At 61.6% G+C, this 24,120-nt stretch carries 24 protein-coding genes and 2 tRNA genes; 21 read left to right on the top strand and 5 right to left on the bottom strand.

What is annotated here, in order from left to right; all coding sequences use genetic code 11:
* Positions 1–191 precede the first annotated feature (191 nt).
* The 6 genes from ABF990_RS04645 (at position 192) to ABF990_RS04620 (ending at position 3,340) form a co-directional block, all read left to right on the top strand.
* Complete coding sequence (locus tag ABF990_RS04645; protein ID WP_415500006.1) at positions 192–458, top strand: hypothetical protein; 267 nt, start codon at positions 192–194, stop codon at positions 456–458.
* Between the two features lie 2 nt (positions 459–460).
* Positions 461–931, top strand: coding sequence for a hypothetical protein (locus ABF990_RS04640; protein WP_415500068.1), 471 nt, complete (start codon positions 461–463; stop codon positions 929–931).
* A 68-nt stretch (positions 932–999) separates the two neighbouring features.
* A complete protein-coding gene (locus ABF990_RS04635; protein ID WP_415500005.1) occupies positions 1,000–1,359 on the top strand; it encodes a hypothetical protein in 360 nt (119 codons plus the stop codon).
* Positions 1,356–1,961: a hypothetical protein gene (locus ABF990_RS04630; protein WP_415500004.1), complete on the top strand. Its 606-nt coding sequence runs from the start codon at positions 1,356–1,358 to the stop codon at positions 1,959–1,961. Before ABF990_RS04635 ends, ABF990_RS04630 begins: the two co-directional genes overlap by 4 nt.
* A gap of 85 nt (positions 1,962–2,046) precedes the next feature.
* The gene (locus tag ABF990_RS04625; protein ID WP_415500003.1) at positions 2,047–2,838 is read left to right on the top strand and encodes a hypothetical protein; all 792 of its coding nucleotides are present in this window, start codon (positions 2,047–2,049) and stop codon (positions 2,836–2,838) included.
* 106 nt (positions 2,839–2,944) lie between these two features.
* On the top strand, positions 2,945–3,340 hold the full coding sequence (locus ABF990_RS04620; RefSeq protein WP_415500002.1) for a hypothetical protein: 396 nt from the start codon (positions 2,945–2,947) through the stop codon (positions 3,338–3,340).
* Positions 3,341–3,371: 31 nt separating this feature from the next.
* On the opposite strand, the gene ABF990_RS04615 is transcribed toward ABF990_RS04620, so the two are convergent.
* On the bottom strand, positions 3,372–3,545 hold the full coding sequence (locus ABF990_RS04615; protein WP_415506483.1) for a hypothetical protein: 174 nt from the start codon (positions 3,543–3,545) through the stop codon (positions 3,372–3,374).
* Between ABF990_RS04615 and ABF990_RS04610 the strand changes: the two genes are divergently transcribed.
* Complete coding sequence (locus ABF990_RS04610) at positions 3,545–4,342, top strand: DNA adenine methylase (protein WP_415500001.1); 798 nt, start codon at positions 3,545–3,547, stop codon at positions 4,340–4,342. The genes ABF990_RS04615 and ABF990_RS04610 overlap by 1 nt on opposite strands.
* A gap of 332 nt (positions 4,343–4,674) precedes the next feature.
* On the opposite strand, the gene ABF990_RS04605 is transcribed toward ABF990_RS04610, so the two are convergent.
* Both ABF990_RS04605 and ABF990_RS04600 read right to left on the bottom strand, forming a co-directional pair.
* Entirely contained in the window at positions 4,675–5,349 is a 675-nt protein-coding gene (locus tag ABF990_RS04605; RefSeq protein ID WP_415492275.1) for a hypothetical protein, read from the bottom strand.
* A 439-nt stretch (positions 5,350–5,788) separates the two neighbouring features.
* Positions 5,789–5,929 (bottom strand): hypothetical protein, encoded by a 141-nt coding sequence (locus ABF990_RS04600; protein ID WP_415492274.1) that lies wholly within the window; start codon positions 5,927–5,929, stop codon positions 5,789–5,791.
* A gap of 297 nt (positions 5,930–6,226) precedes the next feature.
* Here ABF990_RS04600 and ABF990_RS04595 point away from each other — a divergent pair, with 297 nt between their 5' ends.
* The 14 genes from ABF990_RS04595 to hflX all read left to right on the top strand — a co-directional run bounded on the left by ABF990_RS04595 (position 6,227) and on the right by hflX (position 20,569).
* Positions 6,227–7,567, top strand: coding sequence for a UDP-glucose dehydrogenase family protein (locus tag ABF990_RS04595; RefSeq protein ID WP_415500000.1), 1,341 nt, complete (start codon positions 6,227–6,229; stop codon positions 7,565–7,567).
* A 45-nt stretch (positions 7,568–7,612) separates the two neighbouring features.
* The gene (gene gpt, locus ABF990_RS04590) at positions 7,613–8,098 is read left to right on the top strand and encodes a xanthine phosphoribosyltransferase (protein WP_415492272.1); all 486 of its coding nucleotides are present in this window, start codon (positions 7,613–7,615) and stop codon (positions 8,096–8,098) included.
* Between the two features lie 57 nt (positions 8,099–8,155).
* Positions 8,156–8,232, top strand: a tRNA-Pro gene (locus ABF990_RS04585).
* A 22-nt stretch (positions 8,233–8,254) separates the two neighbouring features.
* Positions 8,255–8,560, top strand: a complete 306-nt coding sequence (locus ABF990_RS04580) for an ETC complex I subunit (RefSeq protein WP_415492271.1) — start codon at positions 8,255–8,257, stop codon at positions 8,558–8,560.
* 37 nt (positions 8,561–8,597) lie between these two features.
* A tRNA-Arg gene (locus ABF990_RS04575) sits at positions 8,598–8,674 on the top strand.
* Between the two features lie 155 nt (positions 8,675–8,829).
* Complete coding sequence (glf, locus tag ABF990_RS04570) at positions 8,830–9,981, top strand: UDP-galactopyranose mutase (RefSeq protein WP_415499999.1); 1,152 nt, start codon at positions 8,830–8,832, stop codon at positions 9,979–9,981.
* A gap of 124 nt (positions 9,982–10,105) precedes the next feature.
* Complete coding sequence (gene ispF / locus ABF990_RS04565) at positions 10,106–11,260, top strand: 2-C-methyl-D-erythritol 2,4-cyclodiphosphate synthase (protein ID WP_415499998.1); 1,155 nt, start codon at positions 10,106–10,108, stop codon at positions 11,258–11,260.
* 262 nt (positions 11,261–11,522) lie between these two features.
* Positions 11,523–12,590, top strand: a complete 1,068-nt coding sequence (gene dusB, locus ABF990_RS04560; protein WP_415499997.1) for a tRNA dihydrouridine synthase DusB — start codon at positions 11,523–11,525, stop codon at positions 12,588–12,590.
* Positions 12,587–13,711, top strand: coding sequence for a two-component system sensor histidine kinase NtrB (locus ABF990_RS04555; RefSeq protein ID WP_415492267.1), 1,125 nt, complete (start codon positions 12,587–12,589; stop codon positions 13,709–13,711). Before dusB ends, ABF990_RS04555 begins: the two co-directional genes overlap by 4 nt.
* Positions 13,712–13,806: 95 nt before the next feature.
* The gene (gene ntrC / locus ABF990_RS04550) at positions 13,807–15,252 is read left to right on the top strand and encodes a nitrogen regulation protein NR(I) (protein ID WP_415499996.1); all 1,446 of its coding nucleotides are present in this window, start codon (positions 13,807–13,809) and stop codon (positions 15,250–15,252) included.
* An 8-nt stretch (positions 15,253–15,260) separates the two neighbouring features.
* On the top strand, positions 15,261–17,525 hold the full coding sequence (locus ABF990_RS04545; RefSeq protein ID WP_415499995.1) for an ATP-binding protein: 2,265 nt from the start codon (positions 15,261–15,263) through the stop codon (positions 17,523–17,525).
* Entirely contained in the window at positions 17,515–18,906 is a 1,392-nt protein-coding gene (locus tag ABF990_RS04540; RefSeq protein ID WP_415491676.1) for a sigma-54-dependent transcriptional regulator, read from the top strand. The genes ABF990_RS04545 and ABF990_RS04540 overlap by 11 nt, the downstream gene beginning before the upstream one ends.
* Before the next feature lie 78 nt (positions 18,907–18,984).
* Complete coding sequence (gene hfq, locus ABF990_RS04535) at positions 18,985–19,269, top strand: RNA chaperone Hfq (protein ID WP_415491675.1); 285 nt, start codon at positions 18,985–18,987, stop codon at positions 19,267–19,269.
* Positions 19,250–20,569 (top strand): GTPase HflX, encoded by a 1,320-nt coding sequence (gene hflX, locus ABF990_RS04530; RefSeq protein ID WP_415491674.1) that lies wholly within the window; start codon positions 19,250–19,252, stop codon positions 20,567–20,569. The genes hfq and hflX overlap by 20 nt, the downstream gene beginning before the upstream one ends.
* A gap of 134 nt (positions 20,570–20,703) precedes the next feature.
* Here hflX and ABF990_RS04525 read toward each other — a convergent pair whose 3' ends face one another.
* Together ABF990_RS04525 and clpB are read right to left on the bottom strand one after the other, a co-directional pair.
* A complete protein-coding gene (locus ABF990_RS04525) occupies positions 20,704–21,336 on the bottom strand; it encodes an NUDIX hydrolase (RefSeq protein ID WP_415491673.1) in 633 nt (210 codons plus the stop codon).
* 123 nt (positions 21,337–21,459) lie between these two features.
* Positions 21,460–24,075: an ATP-dependent chaperone ClpB gene (gene clpB / locus ABF990_RS04520; protein ID WP_415491672.1), complete on the bottom strand. Its 2,616-nt coding sequence runs from the start codon at positions 24,073–24,075 to the stop codon at positions 21,460–21,462.
* Positions 24,076–24,120: the final 45 nt, after the last annotated feature.

The raw sequence follows: 24,120 nt of genomic DNA, 5'->3' as shown, positions 1-24,120 counted from the left end.
GTCAGCAACACCTACACCATGCTGAACGAGGCCACGCCCGATGCCTGGGTGACGTATCTCAAGGCGTTGATGGCCATTGCCGGCGGCACGGACACGACCAGCACCACGCTGCCCACGGCTCCGGCGTCGTAAGGGCCGGATAAACACTCCCGACCGCCGTTAAGGCGGTTTTTTTATGCCTGGATAATTTGATGACAGAACAGTTTGGCCACGCTGCCGCAACTGATGATGCCGCACGTGCGCCGTCCAGCCTGGACCGGGAGATCGGGCGGCTTGAAGGGCGGGTCGATTCCTTGGAGCGAAGCGTCGAGCGGCTTGAAAACTCGGTAAACGGCCTGCTCAGGATTATCGATTTCGCCAAGAATGGCATACGTCTGGTCTATGCTGCGGTCGGTCTGATCGGCATCGACGGTCTGGTGCGTGTCGTGGCATTCATAACCCACTGGCACGGGCCATGATCATGCCCGGCCTGAATATTTCCCAGTTCAAGACGCTGGTGGTGCGGCCTGCTCTGGCCCAGATCGGCCTGTCCACGGACGCAGCGGTCAACCTGCTGACGGGCACCGCACTGGCTGAAAGCGGCCTTGTCTGGCTTGCGCAAATACGCGGGCCTGCACTGGGCGTGTTCCAGATGGAACCTGCCACGCATGACGACTGCTGGAGAACTTTTCTGCCCAGCCAGCCGATACTGGCCGCATGGCTGCGCCAAATGGCCGGGCAGGACATGCCTGCCGCCACGGTTATGGTCGGCAACCTGGCCTACGCCTGCGCCATGGCGCGGGTGAAATACTACCGGGCGGCGCAGCTGTTGCCGTCCGCCAGCGATGCCTCTGGTCTCAGCGCCTATCACAAGCAGCACTATAACACGCCCCTTGGCTCAGCCGATGCCGGGCGCAACGTCGCTGTATTCCAGCAGGCCATTGATGCGTGAGACAGCAGGGCTGGCGTCTCACCCTTTTGCGCCAGTTCGCCTGGCGTTTGCTCACGAAGGAAAAGCCTATGGCTGAAAGCCTCCCCAATTCCCCTCCAAACGCTGCGCTCAACACCGCCAAGGTCGCGGCGAATCTCGCGCTCATTCCCAGCCTGTTTTCGGTATTGCCGCAGAATGTCAGCCTGATCATCTGTGTGGCCATGATCACATGCGCGGGGATTACCGCGTCGGTTCCCGCTCCGGTCCATAACCGGCTGCTGATCGGCCTGTATCAGCTCGTGCGGATCGGTGGTCTGGGGATTCGCTACGCAATTCCCTACGTCGCCACGCACCTGGTCAAGGGCGCTTCCGGCCCGACCGGCGAGCCATCGGCCGACACCCAGGCCTCGGCCACCGTTGCCACCATCTCCAAGGACATCGCGAAATGAAATCCATCTCCCGTCGCAATTTCCTGCGCTCCTCAGCGCTCGGCCTGTCCGCCGCCGCGCTGACGGCCTGCACGGTCGCCACCACCAATGGTGTGACCACGATCACGCTGAACGTGGCCAAGGTGAAGAATTACGGACAGGCCGGGCTGAACGCCGCCGCCACCGTGACCAGCTACCTATCGTCGTTCCCCGCGCTGGCTCCGTATGCGCTGGCCATCACGGCGGCGGCCAAGGCGCTCTCTGTCGCTCTGGGCGCGTTCTCGACCGCCGCCGGGTCCACGCTGACCATCACCTACAACGATGCGACGTGGAAAACCCGGGTGGACAGCATCCTGACCGATCTGGACACGCTGGCTGCAGCGATCGAGAGCGCGATTGCCGGTTCGGGCTCGATCCTGTCCGCGTCCGTCATCGCGGATGCCAGGACGGCCGACAACGCGCTGGCCACCATCATCAGTGTATTCAAGGCGCTGCTCGGCGTGTCCGACGCCCGCGCACCAGTCGGGCGTGCGTTCACCCGCGATATGCTTCTGGTCGGCGCTCCCGTGCCCCGTACCGGCATGACCGAGGCAAAGGCGCTGGCCGTTCTGGGCGTGCGCTGATGCGGACCCTGGCCATGATCGCCACGGCCGGGGCCATCCTGTTCGGACTATGGACCTGCTCCATGTTCGCCCGGGCATGGTACCTGTGACCGGTCGCGCCCTCGGCTGCCTGCCCGCGAAGGTTCTTCCGGGCCAGCCGCGTCTTGCCGGCCTGCGCATGATGGCGCGCAAGGCTCCGGCCGTGTTGGACCGCTCTCACATTGACCCGGCCCCGCTCATGCTCGGCAACGACACACTGGGCGACTGCACGGCGGCCGGTCTGCTCAACCATATGCGGGCCGTGGCGGCCCTGGGCGGCTATCAGTTGCGAGTCACCACGGGCGGGGCGATTCGTTTCTATGCCGAGAGCACAGGTTACGTCCCCGGCCAGCCGCAAACGGATCAGGGCGGTGTAGAAGTCGATGTGCTGGCCTACGCGTCCCGCCTGGGTATCCACCTGGAAGGGGGCGACTACTTCCCGATCTGGGGCACGACAGATCCGCAGGACCGGAACGCGCTGGCGCTGGTCATGGCTGGCCTTGGGGCCGTCTATCTGGGCGTACTACTCTCCACGTCTGACATGAACCAGGTCGAGGCGACCAACGGCGCATGCGTGCTGGAGGCGGACAACAGCGCCTATGGCGATACTACCCCGGGAAGTGCCGGGGGGCATTGCCTGCTGGGCTGGAGCTACACCGGGCTGACCGATACGGACACCGTGGGCCTGCTGACATGGGGGAGTGCCGCCACGCGCTGCACCTGGGGCTGGCTGCGCAGCCGGATCATGGAAGCGCACGGCATTGTCTGGCCACAACTTGTGCTGGCAAACGGCCTATATCCGACAGGGCCCGACCTCGCTTCCCTCAAACAGCAGAATGCGGAGTTTCTGGCGTCATGACGGGTGACTTTGAGGCAGGCATGATCACGGGGGCTTTTGGCGTTCTCGCGCTCGCCTGCGCGCTGGCTTGGGCCATGGTCAGCGGCAAGAATCGGGAAGACCCGTTTTGAAACGGCTGGCGTTGTTCGCGGCCCTGGCCCTGTCAGCATGCTCCGGCATCCCGGCTGCCGCCCGGCACGATCTGCTGGGCATGGAGCGCTCAGACCTCATCGCCTGCGCCGGCGTGCCCGATAACCGCGAAGCGCTGCCAGACGGCGAGGTGCTGCAATGGCGGCAGGATCAGCCGGTGCAGGGCCCGTTCACGCTCAAGGGGCCGCTATCTCTAGAACTGGATCTCGGCGGTCATGGGACGTGTCACTTTGTCGCCCGGCTGCGACAGGGGCACGTGGCGCAGGTGGAATACACCGGGCCAAGCGGGACACTGCTGGGACCGTATTCAGCTTGCCGGCCTCTGGTGCTGGCTTGTGAGCAGCGAGCCAACCAGATGCTAGAAAGAGAGTAACAAAATCATTTTCCTGACGTCGGGAAAATGGTCAGACCACGAACGCTGGCGGCGATCCAAGATCGCTACTGCTGTTCTCCAGTGAACCGCTTTTTAAAAGGCGGGAGCAATGCTGTTCGAGCAGCAAAGCCGCGTGTTTACGCACGCACAGATAAATCTGCCCCGCCACCTCTGCAGAGGCGGGTCCGTTCTGTGGTGTTTTCAATGGCTATGTCCATCCATCAACCATGTGTTCCTGTAAATCCTGTAGCTCCATACTTGGGAGGGAAAAAACTTCTCTCGAAGGGACTCGTTACACGACTGAGAGACATTCCGCACCGCGCATATGTCGAGCCCTTTGTTGGTATGGGAGGCATTTTTTTTCGCCGGGACTTTATATCACCCTGCGAGGTCATAAACGATTTGAATGGTGAGGTGGCGAATCTGTTTCGTATACTTCAAAGGCATTATGTTGCCTTGATGGATATGTTTCGCTGGCAACTGACGAGTCGTCTGGAGTTTGACAGGCTGCGACAGGCGCAGCCAAGCACGCTGACTGATCTTGAACGTGCAGCACGTTTCTTATATCTGCAGCGCTTAGCCTTTGGCGGCAAGGTAAATGGCGCCTTTGGCGTATCTATTTCTCCGGCCCGCTTTGATATACAACGATTAGCTCAAGTCTTGGATGATGTACACCAACGATTAAGTCGGGTGGTCATTGAGGGTCTGCCTTATAATAAGGTAATTAGTCGTTACGATCGTCCAGATACACTTTTCTATCTAGACCCTCCCTATTACGGAAATGAAACTGATTATGACGCCCCATTTTCCAGGGATGATTTTGAGCGAATCGCAGAGCAGTTGTCGGGCATTAAAGGGCGTTTTGTTATGTCCCTAAACGACAAACCAGAGGTTCGGGATATTTTTAAAGGTTTTTGTATTGAGACTGTTGACGTTACTTATAGCATCAGCCGAAAAACCATGGGGCGTGGGCGTAGAACTGAGGTTGTAATAGCCAATTAATGCCGATTAAGTTGGGCAAACGATTATCATTTTTGGCGGTTAAATTCGCGGGTAAAAAAGTGGGCAATGAATGAATTTGTTTTTCAAAAAAATACTTGAAAAACAAATAATTGCTGACTTTTTGTAAAGTCCACCCCATCCGCCAAGCGTTCCAAAAATATCAAATAAAGCCAATGTGGTAACGAATACACTACGGCCCCTCTGGGCGTCCGTTTCCTTGCAGAGCTCTTTCTTCGCGGTTTCAGGCAGGATCGTAATATATTCCCGGCGCCCTCAAGGACTTGCTCCGCATATTATTGGCAAATTCCTGATCGTCTGATATTTGGGCTCGGCTATTTACCGACAATGAGCTTGGCGCCCAATGCGAAAGCTCCGCCCAAAGCCACAATGGTACTGCCCAATGCGGCCCAAAGTTGGGATGGTTTCAGGGACGAGACTATTTGCCCGATTGTCATTTCCCCGACATTAGGAAGAGATGAGGTTTTATCGGCTTCCTGCTGCTCTTTCAGTGCTTGTTTTTCTGTGATTTTGCTCCTCCAGGCGTCGAAGCGCGCATTGAAAGACAGGGATGACAGTGCGTCTCTCGAAAACGGGAATGGAACGGGCAATACAATCCAGTCATATGGCTCAAGAAGACCTTCTTGCCGCACACCTTCTTCCATGACCACGAACACGGGCAGTCCCTTGCAATAGGCCATCCCTGCTTCTACCTGGTTCCACGGGGTCGTGAGTTTTACCTTCTCCAACTGCCGTTCATTAGGGCTGCCGCGCCTTTCAATACCGTTTTCGATAAAAACCCTCTCAGCGGCGATGATAATGGCGCCAACTGACTCATCTATTGTTCTGATGATTTCTTTCAATGGGGCTTCTGCCGCAATGCGTGTTCTGCCTACCGTTTGGGGTTCAAATCCAGCATCGCGCAGTTTTTGCTCAATGGCGTCAATGAATTTTTCCTGCGTATCGGTCGAGGGGGAGCCTGCGCTAACAAAAATTTTTGGTTTATCCATTGTTAAATTCACTCTCTCAATAATTGGCTTAATATTAACAAAGTTCGGACGGCGACAAATCGTTTCAATGTACTTTCTGAGGCTTAACCGCAACCTTATGCGCGCATTTTAGGCACGATATGGAGCGACGGATATTTTTATGCTGATGCATTAAATGGCGGCGTTCATCATAAGGGCGCTGCTATTGAAGAAACCAACTGCTCAGCCTTTGGCATAGAGCATGTCTCATGGGCCGTTGCAGGCTTCCGCGCAGGTGCTGCGCTGTCATGCCGTGTTTGCTGATGTGCGAAGTAATGGGGTTAGCGCAACCCTATCCCAAACAACGCCCCGTTTTCAGTGGGGGATGCAAGAGATTACGCTTGGGACTCGCTGATCGCAGGACGTAACATCTTGCGCATGCGCGCGCATTCCGCTGTTGAATGGCCTGTTCCCCGATGGCTCAGCGTTCGGGTTTTTTGTCCAGGTTTTTATCCGGATCTTCATGGGATGGAGGGTCGCTGGCCGGAAAGCTCTCTTCCAGAGCTTCGTCCAGATCGCGTTCTTCCTTGGATGGCGGGGGGTCTTTTTTCGGTTTGGTCATGGCTTGGTCCTCCTTCAGTTATAACGCCCCGCATGGGGCAGGGTTGAAGTCGGGGAATATAAATTTGCGAAGCCTGGCCTCTGTTCGGGATGGGGCCGGGAATGCTTTGTCAATGCCGTTTTGACGGGGCGGCATGTGGGCGTTCGTGCATGGCGGCTGCCATGGGCATGCCTAGAGGGCTGGTGCGTGCCATTTTCTGGCGGGAAATGGGTCTGGCGCATTGCGCCCGGCGGGCATTGCGGGCATGTCTGCCGGGGTCGGGCTTCCTGGTTGGAGCGACGTGATGCGGATATCGGAATGGGAGAAATTCTCGTGCGCATAGCCATGATTGGTGGTGGGTATGTCGGTCTTGTTTCCGCTGCCTGTTTTGCCGAATTCGGCATGCATGTCTCGGTGGTGGAAACCAACCCGCAGCGGCTGGCCGCCTTGCGTGAGGGGCGTATACCCATTTACGAGCCGGGGCTGGATGCGCTTGTGGTCTCCAACGCGCAGGCCGGGCGGCTTGTGTTCGGGGACGATATTGCAACCGCCGTTACCGGCGCTCAGGCGGTTTTCATTGCCGTGGGCACGCCGCCGCGCAATGGCGACGGAGCGGCCGACCTGCAATACGTGCATGCCGCGGCCCGCCAGATTGCTGAAGCGCTGACCGACTATGCCGTGGTTGTTACCAAATCGACCGTGCCGGTGGGCAGTAGCCGTCGTATTGCGCAGATTATTCGCAAAGTGCGCCCGGACCTGGATTTCGACGTGGCGTCCAACCCGGAGTTTCTGCGCGAGGGCAGCGCCATTGACGATTTCATGCGGCCCGACCGCGTGATTATCGGTCTGGACCAGGCACAGCCCGAGCGCGCCAGCCGGGCGGAAAATGTCATGCGTCAGGTTTACCGGCCGCTGGTGCAGGCGGCGGCTCCGCTGGTGTTCACCGGGCTGGAAACGGCGGAACTGGCCAAATACGCCGCCAACTCCTTTCTGGCGATGAAGATTTCCTTCATCAACGAAATGGCCGATCTGTGCGAAAAGCTGGGGGCGGATGTGGAAGATCTGGCCCGTGGCATGGGGCTGGACGCACGCATTGGCAAACGCTTTCTCAGCCCCGGGCCGGGGTATGGGGGATCGTGTTTTCCCAAGGATACGCTGGCTCTTTCGCGCATCGCGCAGGAAAACCAGAGCGGGTGCCGCCTGGTGGAGACCACCGTGCAGGTGAACGAGGCCCGCAAGGCCGCCATGGCCGGACGCATTATTTCGGCCTGCGGAGGGTCGGTTAACGGGCGCACCATTGCCGTGCTGGGGCTGACCTTCAAGCCCGAGACGGACGACATGCGGGAATCGGCCTCCATTCCCATCCTGCATCGTCTGGCGGAGGCCGGGGCCGTTCTCAAGGCCTATGACCCGGTGGGTATGGAGGCGGCAAAGCCGCTCCTGCCGTCCGACGTACTATACTGTGCGGATGCGATGGACGCAGCGGATGGGGCGGATGTGCTGGTCGTGCTGACGGAGTGGGACATTTTCCGCGCCCTGTCGCCCGAAGCTCTGGCCCGTCAGATGCGCACGAAAGTGATTGTCGATCTGCGCAATATTTTTGATCCCGCCGCCATGCGGGCGGCAGGCTTTGCCTACCAGTCCATGGGGCGGCCGTAAGGCTGCCTGTCATACGGGCGTTTACGAACCAAGGGGCATGACAAGATGGCCGTCACCTACGCCACCGTTACATGGGACCAGTTACACCGCGACGCCCGCAGCCTTGCCGCCATGCTGGTGCCGCGCATGCCGCTGCGCGGTATTGTGGCGGTCACGCGCGGGGGTATGATCCCGGCCGCCATTGTCGCGCGTGAACTGGGGGTCCGCCTGGTCGAGACCATATCCGTCGTGACCTATGACGAGGAACACAAGGGCGAGCCCAGTATCATCAAGCAGCCCGATACCGCGGGGGACGGGGAGGGGTTTCTGGTTATTGACGATCTGGTGGATTCCGGTGTCACGGCGCGCATGGTGCGCGAACGCCTGCCCAGGGCGTGCTTTGCCTGCCTGTACGCAAAGCCCGCCGGGCGGTCGCTGGCGGACCTGTTCGTGACCGAAGTGCCGCAGGAGACATGGGTGCTGTTCCCGTGGGATACCGCGCCGCTTTTCGTGCCCCCGCTTGTTGCGGGACAAAAACCTTCCGCTGGCTGAATTTTTACCGCACGGCCCTTGCCACGGATGCAATAGGGGCCTAGGTTCCCGCTCATTCGGGGCGTGGCGCAGCCTGGTAGCGCGCGTGTTTTGGGTACACGAGGCCCCCGGTTCGAGTCCGGGCGCCCCGACCATAGACAAAGCGGGAGGCACACCATGGCCGCGCGTATCTATAGACAATCCAAACCAGCAGGTCAGTCCGGTCTCGCGGGAACGCGGGAATGGATACTCGATTACGGGCAATCCGCCCCGCGTCGGCAGGACGCGCTCATGGGCTGGACCGGCAGCGCCGATCCGTTCGCGCAGGTCAGGCTCACGTTTGAGACGTGCGAGGCCGCTCTGGCCTATGCCGCGCGTGAAAACATTGCCTGCGAGGTCGAAAACCCGGCTCCGCGTATCCGTCGGCCAAAAGTTTACGCGGACAATTTCCGTTCTGACCGTATCCAGAACTGGACGCATTGATTTTCCGCCATTTCCCGATTATTCGAGAAACGCGGCTGCGCCCTTAGCTCAGTTGGATAGAGCAACAGCCTTCTAAGCTGTGGGTCGCTGGTTCGAATCCAGCAGGGCGCGCCAATTCCCCTTTTTCAGCCATCTTGCTATCCTGCCGCCTCCCACGGGGCGTGTGCGGTTTATATCCCGCAAGCCGGTCTGGCGGGCACGGCGCGGGATTGCGCAAACACCTCCGATACGGGCAAAGAAACCCTACGAACAAGCAAGGTGAGACTCGTATGGTGTTTTGTGTTGTCGGGGCAGGGTTCAGCGGAGCGGTTATTGCCAGACATCTGGCGGAGCGCGGGCATAAGGTCGTGGTCGTGGACGAGCGGCCCCATCTGGGCGGCAACTGCCATACCGAACGCGATGCGGAAACGGGTGTCATGGTGCACCGGTACGGGCCGCACATCTTCCATACTGCCGACGAACGCACCTGGGCGTATGTCCAGCGTTTTGGAACCTTTCGGCCCTATATCAACCGGGTCAAGGCCATATCGGGCGGCAAGGTCTATACGCTGCCGGTCAACCTTTTGACCATCAACCAGTTTTTCGGCACAACTCTGGGGCCAAAGGACGCTCTGGCGTTCATTCAGGCCAGGGCCGACCGTTCCATTACGGAGCCCCAGTCGTTCGAGGAACAGGCGCTCAGCATGATCGGGTCGGATCTGTACAGGGCCTTTTTTTACGGGTACACGCGCAAGCAGTGGGGGCTGGAGCCCACGGAACTGCCGGCCTCCATTCTCAAGCGCCTGCCGCTGCGCTTCAATTACGACGACAATTACTTCAACCATCCGTACCAGGGCATGCCCGAGAACGGCTATACGGCCATTATCGAGAACATTCTGGCCGTTGACGGGATCGAGGTGCGGCTGGGCTGCTCCTTCGAAAGCCTGGGCGACACGTTCGAGCACGTGTTCTACACCGGCCCCATCGACCGTTATTTCGGCTTCAGGCTGGGTCGTCTTGGCTATCGCACGCTGGATTTCGAACGCTTTGTGGACGACGGGGACCATCAGGGCACGGCGGTCATCAATTACTGTGACGAGCAGGTGCCCTATACCCGTATTTCCGAACACAAGCATTTTGCCCCGTGGGAGCAGGAACAGTTCTCCAAAACGGTCTGTTTCCGCGAATACAGCCGTCTGGCGGGGGAAGGGGACGTGCCTTACTATCCCATTCGCCTGGTGCATGAAAAACGCATGCTCGACAGCTATATTACCCTGGCGCGGGATGAAAAATCCGTCTCGTTCCTCGGGCGGCTGGGCACATACCGCTATCTGGACATGGATGTCACCATCAAGGAAGCTCTGGCCGCGTGCGATCTGATCGACACGCAGCTTGCTGCCGGCACGCTCGACCTGCCTGCGTTTTTTGTCGATCCGGGCTGAATCCGGGCTGGACGGTCCGCGTGCGGGGCGGGCCGGTGGCGGCGGTTGACGCAAGGGGTGTTTGGGGCAGGGTCGCGCACTTTGGCTCTTGACGCCATGGTGGCGTCGCCGCATTGCTTCGTGCATGCGAGTTGCCGCCATTCTTCTGGCTGCCGGAACGGGCAGTCGTTATGCCGCCACCACAGGGTGCGCCACGCCAAAGCAGTATGTGCTGCTGGCGGGCCAGCCTGTCATCCGTCACGCAGCGCAGGCCCTGTTGCCGCATGTCACATGCATCCAGCCCGTGGGCGATCCCGCGTCGCTGGAGCAGGCGCTGACCGGGCTTGACCTTCTGCCGCCCGTGGCCGGGGGGGAAACCCGCCAGGCCAGCGTGCGTGCAGGGCTGGAAGCGCTGGACCTGCTGCCCGAAGGCGAAAAGCCCGATCTGGTGCTGGTCCATGACGGGGCCCGCCCGTACGTAACGGCGGAGCTGGTGCGCAACGTGCTGGCTGCGCTGGGCGAACATCCCGGCGCCATTCCCGCCGTGCCGGTGGCCGATACGCTCAAAAAGGGCGCACACGGGGTGATCGAGGGCACGGTCCCGCGCGATCATCTGTACCGCGCCCAGACGCCACAGGGTTTCCGCTTCGGCCTGTTCATGGACCTGCACCGCGCAGCGGCCTCGGTCAGTGCCACGGACGACGCCAGGCTGCTGGAAGATGCGGGCCTGAGCGTCGCACTGGTGGCCGGTGACGAAGACAATATCAAACTGACTTATGAGGGTGATCTGGTGCGTCTGGAACGGCTGATCGGCCCCACGCTTCTGCCGCGTGTCGGGCTGGGGTACGATGTTCATGCTTTCGAGGAAGGGCGCCCGCTGATCCTGTGCGGCATTAACGTGCCCCATACGCTCGGGCTTGCCGGGCATTCCGATGCCGACGTGGGCATTCATGCGCTGTGCGACGCCATTTACGGCGCGCTGGCCGAAGGCGATATCGGGCGGCATTTTCCCCCCAGCCAGAACGAATGGAAAGATGCGGACAGCGCGCGTTTTCTGGTTCATGCGGGCCAGCGTATTCGCGAACGCGGCGGCATGCTGGTCAATGCCGATCTGACCCTGATCTGCGAACGCCCCAAAATCGGCCCGCACGCGCAGGCCATGCGCCAACGTCTGGCGGACCTGCTGGAAGTCGGGATCGAGCGGATTTCGGTCAAGGCGACAACCTCCGAACGTCTGGGCTTTACCGGCCGTGAGGAAGGGATTGCCTGCACTGCCACCGTGAGCGTACTGGTTCCCTGAACGGGCCAGGCCCCGCATGCGGGGCCGGAGCCTGGGCAGGCTGTCGTCAGGCTTGCCGCCAAACCTGCCGCCAAGCTGCCAGCCGGACTGGCGGGCGCGGGCCGAAAATGGTCGTATAGCCCCTATATCCTGCTCCGATTTTGGCCGTTTCGGGCTCTTGTCCTTGCGATTGCGGCTGTGGCGGGTTTCCCGATATTAAAATATTGCACGGGGCGCGTTCGCCCGGTATCTCTGCCTAATCTGTAGGCAACTGGAAAAGACCGTGCAAACGCAACCCCTGCTGCGTCCGATTGATCTGGGCGGCGTTCGTCTTGAAACGCCCGTTATTCTCGCACCCATGTCGGGGGTGACGGACCTGCCGTTCCGCAAGCTTGCGCGCAGGCTGGGGGCGGGGCTTGTCGTGTCCGAAATGATTGCGTCCTGGGCTCTGGTGCGTGAGAACGACACTACCCTGCGCATGGCCGAAAGTGCCGACGCCGCAGGCCCCAACGCGGTGCAGCTTGCCGGGTGCGACCCCGAGGCCATGGCAGAGGCCGCCCGTATTGCCGTGGGGCGCGGGGCAGACCTGATCGACATCAATTTCGGCTGCCCGGTCAAAAAAGTGGCGGTGGGCCAGCAGGCTGGCTCCGCCCTGATGCGTGATGAGGCCGCCGCTGCCCGCCTTCTGGAGCAGGTGGTCAAGGCTGTGCCGGTTCCCGTAACCCTGAAAATGCGCATGGGCTGGGACCACCTGCACCTGAACGCGCCTGTGCTGGCCCGGATCGCCCAGGATGTGGGTATTCGCATGATTACGGTGCATGGGCGCACCCGCCAGCAGTTCTATAATGGGACTGCCGACTGGGCTTTCGTGCGCCGCGTCAAGGATGCGGTCAGCCTGCCCGTTATCGTCAATGGCGATATTCTGAGCGTGGATGACGCCCGCAAGGCCCTGGCCCAGTCCGGGGCGGATGGGGTCATGATCGGGCGTGGCTGCTACGGTCGGCCATGGTTTCTGGCGCAGGTTGCCCAGGCACTGTGCCATGGCGTGCAGGTGGCCGACCCCACGCTTGTGGCGGAAAAAGCCATTGTGCTGGAACACTATGCCATGATGCTGGCCCATTTCGGGGACCGGCCGGGCCTGCGGCTCGCCCGCAAGCATGTGTCGTGGTACTCGGCCGGGTTGCCGGGTTCCGCACAGTTCCGCGCGGCCTTCAACCGGATCGACACGGCGGAGGAAGCCGTGGCTACGATCGGTGCGTTCTACGACCGGCAGATCGAAGCGGGAGCCGTGCGTGACGCCCGTACGTCCCGCCATGACGGGGAGCAGCAGGCGCAGGCCTGCGCGGCGTGAAGGAACGCGGGAACAGGCAAGGTCGGCCCGGCGCCGACAACCTGCTCGACAGTCTGCCCGTCCCGTTCCTGGAAGTCGGTCCGCAGAACGAGGTGCTGGCGGTCAACGTCGCGGCCGAAGAATTTTTCGCCATGTCGCGCCACCAGATCATGCAGGGGGGGCTACACGGCCTTGCCCCGCCCGATCACCCTCTTTTTCTGCTTATGGAGCACGTGCGCCAGCGCGGCGGGCGTGTGACGGAACATGACGTGGTGTTCGATTCACCGCGTTTCCATCATGCCAATGTCACGATCGAGGCCGCCGATGTGCCGGATTATCCCGGCATTACGGTACTGACCTTCCATGCTTCCCTTGCCGCGCGCGCGCTGGACCAGCAACTGGCCTATCGTTCCGCCGCGCGCAGTGTTTCGGGCATGGCGGCCATGCTGGCGCATGAAATCCGCAATCCGCTTTCGGGTATCAAGGGGGCGGCGCAGCTTCTGGAACAGGCGGTTACCCAGAGCGACAAGGAACTGGCTATCCTGATCTGCGAGGAGGTGGACCGGATCGATGCGCTGGTCGAGCGCATGGGCATGTTCGGCGAAGCGCAGATGCAGTACCGCGCGCTGAACATTCACCGTATTCTCGAACATGTGCGCCTGCTGGCCCTGAACGGCTTTGCACGCGGGATCCAGATTGTCGAACGCTACGACCCGTCTCTGCCTCATGTCTGGGGCGATCGGGACCGGCTTGTGCAGGTGCTGATCAACCTGATCAAGAATGCTGCCGAAGCCGTAAGGGAATCCGGGCGCGAAGGGCAGATCACGCTGGTGACGAGCTACCGCCCGGGCATACGGGTGGCGGCACCGGGCACAACGCAATGGCGGCACCTGCCGCTGGTGGTGACGGTGCGTGACACCGGCCCCGGTATTTCGCCCAGCGTGCGCCCGCATCTGTTCGAGCCGTTTATTTCCACCAAGGCCAATGGCCGGGGGCTGGGCCTCGCGCTGGTCGGCAAGATCATGGACGATCATGGCGGCACGATCGATGTCGAAAGCAGGCCTGGCCGCACGGAAATAAGCCTGTTCCTGCCCATAGCGGATGACACGGGAGGGGTTGCGCATGCCATGCCACCCCCCTGAACTCTCAGCCAGGCGCGTGTGTTCCCTGAGAGACCGCCAGCCTGCCCGTTGCCCCGTGTTTTTTCCGTCGCCCGTTCCCAGTTGGTTTTGCAGCCATGACCCCGCCCACCATTCTTGTCGCTGATGATGATCGTTCCATCCGGACCGTGCTGGGCCAGGCCCTGGGGCGGGCGGGCTATCAGGTGCTGAGCACGCCCTATGCCTCCACCCTGTGGCAATGGGTGGAGGAGGGCGAGGGCGATCTGGTCATAACCGATGTGGTCATGCCCGATGGCAGCGGGCTGGACCTGATCCCGCGCATTCACCAGATGCGGCCGGAACTGCGGATTATTGTCATGAGCGCGCAATCCACCCTGACCACGGCGGTCAAGGCCACGCAGCGCGGCGCGTTCGAGTATCTGGCCAAGCCGTTCGACCTCAAGGAACTCCAGGCCGTGGTGGCCCGCGCACTCAGCGCAACCCGGCAGGATACAGACAGGCCGGGTGCCGCTCCCCCGGCCCAGATGGAGGAACGCCTGCCACTGATCGGCCAGTCCATGGTCATGCAGGGCATCTACCGGTCCATCGCCCGGCTGACCACTTCGGAACTGACAGTCATGATCACGGGGGAAAGCGGCACCGGCAAGGAGCTGGTTGCGCGTGCGCTGCATGAATACGGGCGCAGGCGCAGCGGGCCGTTCGTGGCGGTGAACATGGCCGCCATCCCGCGTGAACAGATCGAGAGCGAACTGTTCGGCTATGAACGCGGCGGCACGCAGGGGCGCATGCCCGGGCGTTTCGAACAGGCCAGCGGCGGAACACTCTTCCTGGACGAGATAGGCGACATGCCGCAGGAAGCCCAGACCCGCCTGCTGCGCGTTCTGCAGGAAGGGGAATTTACGACGGTGGGCGGGGCGCAGCCCCTGCGGGCGGATGTAAGGATTATCGCCGCCACCCACCGTGACCTGCGCCAGTCCATCCAGCAGGGTACCTTCCGCGAGGACCTGTATTACCGGCTGAACGTGGTGCCCCTGCGCCTGCCGCCATTGCGTGAACGGCGTGAGGATATTCCCCTTCTGGCCCGGCATTTTCTCAACCAGTGCCGGGACGAGGGCGGCAGCCAGCGCCAGTTCGATGACGAGGCCATGGCCCGCCTGCAGGCATGGCGCTGGCCGGGCAATGTGCGCGAACTGGAAAACCTGATCCGGCGCATTGTCGCCCTGCATTCCCAGGACACGATCACCCCGGAACTGATCGATGCCGAACTGGCCGAACCCTGGGCGGTGGAACCCAGGGTCGAAACAGCCGAATCCGGCGAACCGCTGGCGGATGCGCTGTCGCGCCATATCGCGCGTTACCTTGCCGCAGGCCGTGAAGGCATGCCCATGGTCGATCTGCATGCCCGTATTGTTGCGGAAGTCGAACGTCCGTTGATACAAATGACCCTGATGGAAACCAAAGGCAATCAGATCAAGGCAGCCGCCATGCTGGGGCTGAACCGCAACACGCTGCGCAAGAAGATACGGGAACTTGAAATCCCGGTCGTGCGCGGCGCGGTCTGAGTGCGCCCATGACGCAGGGCACCCCCGTCATTCGCCCCTTCCTGTCGCGCAACCGGCTGCGCTGGCTGCTGCGTTCGCTGGAGCGGCGCAGTGTCAGTCTTATTCTGGCGGCACTGGCCCTTTGCCTGGGTTTTGCAACTTTTGTCGTGCTTTCGGCGGGCATGTCGTTCGGACATTACGCGCTGATGGAGCCGCTCATTCTCGTTCTGAACGGGGTGGTGCTGGCCCTGCTGCTGCTGGCTCTGGGTATTCGGGTCTGGCCGCTTCTGGCCGAACGCCGCAAGGGGCTGGCCGGGGCGCGGCTGCATGTGCGCCTGATGACCCTGTTCGGCATTGTGGCGGTCGCCCCTACGCTGGTGGTGGGGGTTTTTGCCACGCTGTTTTTCCATTACGGAATCCAGATCTGGTTTTCCGACAAGGTGAATACGGCGCTCAACGAGGCCCTGCAGGCGTCACGCGGGTATCTGGCCGAACATAACGCCAATATCCGCACCGACGCGTTTTCCATGGCCAACTATATCATGGGGGCCCAGAACGAACTGGCGGCCACCGGCACGGACCTGTTCCAGGATCATGACGCGCTGGCCCAGATGCTGGACAGCCAGACCACCATGCGCGGCCTGACCGAAGCCGTGGTCTATGACCCGATCACCAACAAGGTGGTGGCTGTCGGCGGGTTGATGAGCCGGGCGAACTCCCCGCAGGATCTGCCGCCACCCAATGCCACGGTCATGGCCCGTTCAAGCGATGTGGCCATTCTGGATTCCCCCGATGAACGCACGGTGCGCGCGGTGGTCGAACTGTCGCAGACACCCGCACTCATGCTTGTCATTACGCGGCTGGTGGACCCCGAAATACTCGAACACATGCACCGCACGGAAAACGTGGTGGCCGATTACAAGCGCCTGAACAGCAACAAGGCCAAGATCCAGCTTACCTTTATCATGATCTTTGTGCTGGTGGCGCTGCTGGTGCTGGCCGCGGCAGTGCTGATCGGGCTGGCTCTGGCCAACCAGATCGCCCGCCCGCTCGGCCTGCTGAGTGTCGCGGCCCGCCGGGTGAGCGAGGGCGATCTGGGCGTGCATGTGCCCGAGGTCAACCGTGACGACGAGGTGGCGTCCCTGTCGCGTGCGTTCAACCGCATGACCGAGGAACTGGCCAGCCAGCGCGCGGAACTGATGTCCGCCTACAGCCAGATCAACGAACGGCGGCGCTTTACCGAGGCCGTGCTGTCCGGCGTGTCGGCCGGGGTGGTGGGGCTGGATGTGGAACAGCGGATCGAACTGCCAAACAGGGCGGCCTGCGTGCTGCTCCAGACCGATCTGATGGACGCCATAGGCGAACCGCTGGCCCAGCGTGTGCCCGAGTTCGCACCCCTGCTGACAGAGGCGCGCACCGCCCCCGACCGCGTGCTGACGCGTGAGATCCAGACCGGGCCCGTAGCCAGCCAGCGTACGCTGCTGGTGCGGATCGGGGCGGACCTGCGCGGGAGCGAGATCGAGGGTTTTGTCATTACCTTTGACGACATTACCGCCCTCCAGCAGGCACAGCGCAAGGCCGCCTGGGCAGATGTGGCGCGCCGTATCGCGCATGAGATCAAGAATCCGCTGACCCCCATCCAGCTTGCGGCGGAGCGGCTCAAGCGTCGTTTTCTCAAGGAAATTACATCCGACCCCGAAACGTTCGCGCAATGCGCGGATACGATCGTGCGCCAGGTGGGGGATATCGGGCGCATGGTGGATGAATTTTCCGCCTTCGCGCGTATGCCCCAGCCTGTCATGAAAAACGAGGACCTGACCCGTATCGCGCGTGAAGCGCTGATCCTGCAACGCAACGCCCACCCCGAAATTCTTTTTCATTACCTGCCCGAACAGGACGCGGCGATCGCCCTGTGCGACAGGCGGCTTATCAGCCAGGCCCTTATCAATCTTCTACAGAATGCGGCCGATGCTATTGCCATGACCGAACGGGGCGGGGATGCTGGGGATGAGCACGCCGCCCTGAAGGGGGAGGTATGGGTTACGATTACACAGGATGGGGGACATTTCGCCCTTGCGGTGGCCGATAACGGAGTAGGTCTGCCGCGTGATGACAGGAGCCGCCTGACGGAACCCTACGTTACCCACAAGGCCAAAGGTACGGGATTGGGATTGGCTATTGTGAAAAAAATCATGGAAGATCATGGTGGAACGGTGCGTCTGGAAGACAGGGCGGAGGGAAAGGGAACTGTGGCTACTCTGATTTTGCCGGTGAAGGACGACCATGGCGCATGAAATCCTGATTGTTGACGACGAACCCGATATCAGAATGCTGATAGAGGGTATCCTGAGCGACGAAGGGTATGAAACGCGGGTTGCCGCCAGTTCCGATGCCGCATTGGCGGCCTTTCGGGTCCGCAGACCGGCATTGGTTATTCTGGACGTGTGGTTGCAGGGCTCCAGCATGGACGGGCTTGAAATCCTGCAGACCATGAAGGGGGAGGAACCCTCCGTTCCGGTGGTGATGATTTCGGGCCACGGCACGATCGAGACGGCGGTGGCCGCTCTCCAGCATGGTGCTTACGATTTTATCGAAAAACCGTTTCAGGCCGACCGGCTGCTGGTTGTCGTGCGCCGCGCGCTGGAAGCGTCACGCCTGGCGCGCGAGAACGAGGAACTCAGGCTGCGGGCCGGGCAGGATACCGAACTGTTCGGTGCCAGCACCCAGATCGCCACCATCCGCGCGCAGATCGAAAAAGTGGCGCCAACGGGCTCGCGCGTTCTGATCACCGGTGGCCCAGGCTCGGGCAAGGAGGTTGCCGCCCGCACCATCCATGCCCGGTCCCGCCGGGTGGATGGGCCGTTTGTCGCCCTGAACTGCGCCATTCTGGCCCCCGGCCGGTTCGAGGAGGAACTGTTCGGGCTTGAAGGCGGGGCAGACGGGGTGGGGCGGCGTACCGGCGTGCTGGAACGCGCGCATGGCGGTACGCTCCTGCTTGACGAAGTGGCTGACATGCCCATGGAAACACAGGGCAAGATCGTGCGCGCCCTGCAGGACCAGACATTCGAGAGGCTGGGCGGTGCGGCGCGCGTCAAGGTGGATGTGCGGGTTCTTGCCACCACCAATCGTGACCTCCAGGCCGAAATCATGGCCGGGCGTTTCCGCGAGGACCTGTATTACCGGCTGGCGGTGGTGCCGCTGCGCATGCCAGCCCTCAAGGAACGGCGCGACGATATTCCCGGTCTTGCCGCCCTGTTCCTGCGCCGGGCGGCGGAAATGGCGGGCCTGCCCTCGCGCGTGCTCTCGCCCGATGCGGTGGCCGCCCTGCAGGCCTATGACTGGCCGGGTAACGTGCGCGAACTGCGCAACCTTATGGAGCGGGTGCTGATCATGCAGCCCGGTGGCAGCAACGAGCCGATCCGCGCGGACATGCTGCCCACCACCGTGGGCGAAAGTGCTCCCGCCCTGCTGAAGTTCGATGCGTCGGCCGATGTCATGAGCCTGCCCCTGCGTGAAGCGCGCGATCTGTTCGAAACCCAGTACCTTCAGGCACAATTATTACGTTTTGGTGGCAACATCAGTCGCACGGCGTTGTTTGTTGGAATGGAGCGCAGTGCTTTGCATCGCAAACTCAAGCAGCTTGGTGTAACGTCCGAGGAACGGAGCGCTGGCTGACATGCCTGCATGGGCAGGCCAAGAACAATCAGGACCTGTAAAACACAGGGCCGAGAGAACGGGATAGGGTTTCACACTGTGGAAAAAGAGAATGTACATAATGTACAGGATGTATTTTTAAGCCAGATCCGCCGGGCGCGTGCGGCCGTGACGGTCTTTTTGGTCAATGGCGTCAAGTTGCAGGGGTACATTACGTGGTTCGACGATCAGGTCGTGCTGCTCCGCCGTGATGAACAGACCCAACTGATCTATAAACACGCCATCAGCACGGTCATGCCGAGCATTTCTGTCAATATTCCCGATTTCAACGGGGCGGACGCGAAAGCGGACAGGGACCTGACACTTGGCGACGAGCTTATTTGAGCAAAACCGGTCGCTCGCCACGCGCGCGGCCATTATTCTACCATGGGAACGTTCTGCCCATGGGCAGGACATGCGTGCCGCGGAATCCAGGTTGGAAGAGGCTGTTGGGCTGGCGGCCTCCATCGGGCTGATTATCGTGCGCAAGGCGGTTCTGCTGCTGCGCGCGCGCCGTTCCGCGACCCTGCTGGGCAAGGGCCAGATTGAATCGCTCCAGGTCGCGGTCAAGGCCGACGGGATCGATGTGCTGGTGGTGGACTCGCGGCTGACACCCGCCCAGCAACGCAACCTGGAGACCGAACTGGGCTGCAAGGTTATCGACCGGACAGGGCTTATCCTGGATATTTTCGGTGCGCGCGCGGCCACGCGTGAAGGGTCGCTCCAGGTCGAACTCGCGCATCTGGAATACCAGCGTTCACGCCTGGTCAGGCTGTGGACCCATCTGGAACGCCAGCGCGGGGGCTTCGGCTTTCTGGGCGGACCGGGTGAAACCCAGATCGAGGCCGACCGCCGCATGATCGGCGAACGGATCGTCCGGCTGAAAAAAGACCTTGAACAGGTGCGCCGCACCCGTGGCCTGCACCGTCAGGCGCGCAGGCGTGTACCTTTTCCCGTCGTGGCTCTTGTCGGCTACACCAACGCGGGCAAGTCGACCCTGTTCAATGCCCTGACTGGGGCTGCGGTTTACGCGCAGGACCAGTTGTTCGCCACACTGGACCCGACCATGCGGGCCATTACCCTGCCTTCCGGGCGGCAGGTCATTCTGTCCGACACGGTGGGTTTTATCTCGGACCTGCCTACGGAACTGATCGCGGCGTTCCGCGCCACGCTGGAAGAGGTGGCCGAGGCCGACATTATCCTGCATGTGCGCGATATCGCCCACCCCGACAGTGCGGCCCAGAAAAAGGACGTGCTGACCGTGCTGGAGGGCATGGCGCGTGACGGCATGCTGGAGCAGGACTGGCCGGGCCGTGTGATCGAGGTTCTGAACAAGGTGGACCTGCTGGGTGGTGCTGCTGCCCTGCCCGGAACGGATGAAACGGTTGCCATTTCGGCCATGACGGGCGACGGGCTGGACCGGCTGATGGCGCGGATCGACCAGCGCATTACCTCTGGCATGGAGGTTGTGCGTTACCGTCTTTCAGCGGCGGACGGGGCGGCACTTGCGTGGCTGTACCAGCATGGCGAGGTGATCGGCCGCACCGACCATGAGGAAGAGAGCGATATTACAGTGCGTCTCTCCGCCGAAGATCGCGCCCGTTTCGAGCGCCTGTTCACGCATGTCAGCCCCTGTCTGGTCTGACAGCCACACGCCACGGCGGCGTTTTTGTTGAACCTGCCGTGGATGTTGTCCCGCTGTTCCGGGCGCGTTTTGAGGGGGCTGTCCGGCAAGCCCCAACCCGTGTCTGACACGCTGACTTACGCGGGCGGGTCCGTTCAGTCGAAATCCGCTGGCAGGGCAGGGTCTGCGTGATGGGCGAACAGGCGCTGGATTTCATGCGGGGTAATCCGCCCGTATGACAGGTCTGGCGGGATCTCATCCGCGCCAAAAAAGCCGATTTCGCTGGTCTCGATACTGGTGGTGGCCGCGCCACCCGTAATTTCGCCGAGGAAAAACAGCTTGGTGACGGAAAACGCTTCAGGCGGTTCGTGGCCCTGCCGCGCCCGGTCCAGCGCCATGGCCAGGCGTGTAATACGTACGGTGTAGCCCGTTTCTTCCACAACTTCCTTGGCGGCGTTTTCGGCGGGGGTCAGGTTGACATCGGCCCAGCCGCCCGGAACGGTCCAGCGGTTGTCATCGAGCACTTCGCGCACCATCAGCAGCCGCCCCCGGGTGTCGAAAACACCTGTCCGCACTTCCAGCTTGGGGGTGGCATAGCCGCTCTGCCGGTCGAACAGGGTCTGGATAGTGGCGATATCTGTCGGGCAGCCTGCCGCCATCATCTGTGCCGCAAGGGCTGAAAGCGCCTGATAGCGTTCCCTGTCGAACGGGTCGCGCACATAGGTCAGTCCGGTCTGGGCAATGGCCTGTATGTCGCGCGCCCAGACAAGCCATGTCGGTTCGGGCATGCCTTTTCCTTTGTGTGGGGTCAGTCAAAAAAAACGGGAAGGCCATAAGCCTTCCCGTTCTGTTGTGCGGTCAATGGCCCGGTTGGTAAAGGGGCCGTTGCCGTAAAGGGCCTGCTGGCAGGGTCAGGCCTGGGCTTCTATCTCGGCATCGGTTTTGTCGTTGATCAGCAGCCCGTCGCCATTGGCGGAAACGGTGATCGTATCGCCGTCATGGATGCGGCCTTCAAGCAACTGTTCGGCCAGCGGGTTCTGCAGGTTCCGCTGGATCACGCGCTTGAGCGGGCGCGCGCCGTAAACCGGATCGTACCCTTCATTGGCGAGCCACGCCTCGGCCAGAGCGTCAAGGCGCAGGCCGATCTTGCGGTCATCCAGCAGGCGTTGCAGGCGGGCTACCTGAATATCGACAATCTTGGTCATGTCGGCTTTCTGCAACCGCGAGAACAGGATGATCTCGTCCAGACGGTTGAGGAATTCCGGGCGGAAATGCTCGCGCACCACCTTCATGACCTGTGCCTGAACCATGTCCGGGGTTTCGCCATCGGGCAGGTTTGCCAGATATTCGGACCCCAGGTTGCTGGTCAGGATAATAAGCGTATTGCGGAAATCCACCGTGCGGCCCTGACCGTCGGTCAGCCGGCCATCGTCCAGCACCTGCAGCAGAATGTTGAAAACGTCCTCATGGGCTTTTTCAACCTCGTCGAACAGGATCACCTGATAGGGGCGGCGGCGCACGGCTTCGGTCAGCACGCCACCTTCCTCATACCCGACATACCCCGGAGGGGCGCCGATCAGGCGGGCCACGGCGTGCTTTTCCATGAACTCGCTCATGTCGATCCGCAGCAGCGCCTTGTCGTCATCGAACAGGAAGCGCGCAAGCGCCTTGGTCAGTTCCGTCTTGCCCACGCCCGTAGGCCCCAGGAACAGGAAGGAGCCAATGGGGCGGTTGGGGTCCTGCAAACCGGCGCGGGCCCGCCGCACGGCATCCGCCACGGCCTTGAGCGCGGGTTCCTGCCCCACGACAGAGCGGCGCAGTTCGTCCTCCATGCGCAGCAGCTTGGCGCGTTCGCCTTCAAGCATGCGGTCCACCGGCACACCCGTCCAGCGCGAGACAACGGCGGCAACGCCCTGATCGGTCACGGCCTCGGACACCAGATTGTCCTTTTTCGCGACGTCTTCTTCCGTTTCGCGGGTCTGGGCGATCTGCGCTTCAAGGTTGGGAATAACACCGTACATCAGTTCCGATGCGCGGCCCAGATCGCCACGGCGCTGGGCCACTTCCACATCGGAACGGGCCTGGTCGAGCTGTTCCTGCAGTTTCTGGATCACATGCACGCGGTCTTTTTCGGCGTGCCACGCAGCACTCAGCGCGCCGGATTTTTCTTCCAGATCGGCCAGTTCGGTCTCCACCGCTTCAAGCCTGTCCTTGCTGGCCGAATCTTCTTCACGCCGCAGGGCTTCGCGCTCGATCTTGAGCTGGATGATCCGGCGGTCCAGTTCGTCCAGTTCCTCGGGCTTGCTGTCGATCTGCATGCGCAGGCGGCTGGCGGCCTCGTCAATCAGGTCGATCGCCTTGTCGGGCAGGAACCGGTCGGTGATATAGCGGTTGGACAGGGTGGCAGCCGCGACAATGGCGCCATCGGTAATACGCACCCCGTGGTGGAGTTCGTATTTCTCCTTGATCCCGCGCAGGATGGAGATCGTGTCCGCTACGCTGGGCTCACCCACGAAAACCGGCTGGAAACGGCGGGCCAGGGCTGCGTCTTTTTCAATGTATTTGCGGTATTCGTCCAGCGTGGTCGCGCCAATGCAATGCAGCGTGCCGCGCGCCAGTTCGGGCTTGATGAGGTTGGAGGCATCCATTGCCCCGTCGGTCCGGCCAGCGCCCACCAGCGTGTGCATTTCGTCGATGAACAGGATGACCTGCCCTTCGGCGGTTTCGATTTCCTTGAGGACGGCTTTCAGCCTTTCCTCGAATTCGCCGCGATATTTCGCACCCGCGACAAGAGCCCCCATGTCGAGCGAGAGCAGTTTCTTGTTCTTGAGCGCTTCGGGCACGTCGCCGTTTACGATACGCTGGGCCAGACCTTCCACAATGGCGGTCTTGCCCACGCCGGGTTCACCGATCAGCACGGGGTTGTTCTTGCTGCGGCGGGCCAGAACCTGTATGGCGCGGCGGATTTCCTCGTCACGGCCGATTACGGGGTCGAGCTTGCCCTGCTGCGCCACTTCCGTGACATCGCGGGCATATTTTTTCAGGGCATCAAAATTTGCTTCAGCGCCTTCGCTGGTCACGGTACGGCCTTTGCGCAGGGTGGTAATGGCTTTTTCCAGCGCCTCGGGCGAGGCGCCGTTGTCTTTGAGGGCCCGCCCGGCGGGGGAGTCAGTCGCACTCAGGGCAGCCAGCAGGCGGTCCTGGGCGACAAAACTGTCCCCGGCTTTCTGGGCGGTCTGTTCGGCGGCATCGAGCGCGCGGATCAGTTCCGGGGTTGCCGCGGGCTGTCCAGCGCCACCCCCCTGCACCTTGGGCAGTTTGGCCAGCGCCTGCTCCGTGGCGGCCTTTATTGGCTCGGGGTTACCGCCCGCGGCACGGATCAGCGACGATGCAGCCCCTTCGGGGTCGTCCAGCATGGCCTTGAGCAGATGTTCGGTCGTAAGCTGCTGGTTGAAATCACGCAGGGCAATGGTTTGCGCCGCCTGCAAAAAACCGCGCGAGCGTTCCGTAAATTTTGCAATATCCATAATATATTCCCTCTTGTCCCTTTTTTGTCAGGCGACTGAAGGCCC

The sequence above is a fragment of the Acetobacter sp. genome (assembly GCF_047723915.1).
Taxonomy (GTDB): Bacteria; Pseudomonadota; Alphaproteobacteria; order Acetobacterales; family Acetobacteraceae; genus Acetobacter.
This window is presented reverse-complemented; position numbering and strand designations above follow the sequence as displayed.

Coding starts and splice junctions, on each gene's coding strand:
- ABF990_RS04645 (WP_415500006.1), top strand. CDS start 192: ATGACAGAACAGTTTGGCCACGCTGCCGCAACTGATGATGCCGCACGT.
- ABF990_RS04640 (WP_415500068.1), top strand. CDS start 461: ATGCCCGGCCTGAATATTTCCCAGTTCAAGACGCTGGTGGTGCGGCCT.
- ABF990_RS04635 (WP_415500005.1), top strand. CDS start 1,000: ATGGCTGAAAGCCTCCCCAATTCCCCTCCAAACGCTGCGCTCAACACC.
- ABF990_RS04630 (WP_415500004.1), top strand. CDS start 1,356: ATGAAATCCATCTCCCGTCGCAATTTCCTGCGCTCCTCAGCGCTCGGC.
- ABF990_RS04610 (WP_415500001.1), top strand. CDS start 3,545: ATGGCTATGTCCATCCATCAACCATGTGTTCCTGTAAATCCTGTAGCT.
- ABF990_RS04605 (WP_415492275.1), bottom strand. CDS start 5,349: ATGGATAAACCAAAAATTTTTGTTAGCGCAGGCTCCCCCTCGACCGAT.
- ABF990_RS04600 (WP_415492274.1), bottom strand. CDS start 5,929: ATGACCAAACCGAAAAAAGACCCCCCGCCATCCAAGGAAGAACGCGAT.
- ABF990_RS04595 (WP_415500000.1), top strand. CDS start 6,227: ATGGGAGAAATTCTCGTGCGCATAGCCATGATTGGTGGTGGGTATGTC.
- gpt (WP_415492272.1), top strand. CDS start 7,613: ATGGCCGTCACCTACGCCACCGTTACATGGGACCAGTTACACCGCGAC.
- ABF990_RS04580 (WP_415492271.1), top strand. CDS start 8,255: ATGGCCGCGCGTATCTATAGACAATCCAAACCAGCAGGTCAGTCCGGT.
- glf (WP_415499999.1), top strand. CDS start 8,830: ATGGTGTTTTGTGTTGTCGGGGCAGGGTTCAGCGGAGCGGTTATTGCC.
- ispF (WP_415499998.1), top strand. CDS start 10,106: ATGCGAGTTGCCGCCATTCTTCTGGCTGCCGGAACGGGCAGTCGTTAT.
- ntrC (WP_415499996.1), top strand. CDS start 13,807: ATGACCCCGCCCACCATTCTTGTCGCTGATGATGATCGTTCCATCCGG.
- ABF990_RS04545 (WP_415499995.1), top strand. CDS start 15,261: ATGACGCAGGGCACCCCCGTCATTCGCCCCTTCCTGTCGCGCAACCGG.
- ABF990_RS04540 (WP_415491676.1), top strand. CDS start 17,515: ATGGCGCATGAAATCCTGATTGTTGACGACGAACCCGATATCAGAATG.
- ABF990_RS04525 (WP_415491673.1), bottom strand. CDS start 21,336: ATGCCCGAACCGACATGGCTTGTCTGGGCGCGCGACATACAGGCCATT.
- clpB (WP_415491672.1), bottom strand. CDS start 24,075: ATGGATATTGCAAAATTTACGGAACGCTCGCGCGGTTTTTTGCAGGCG.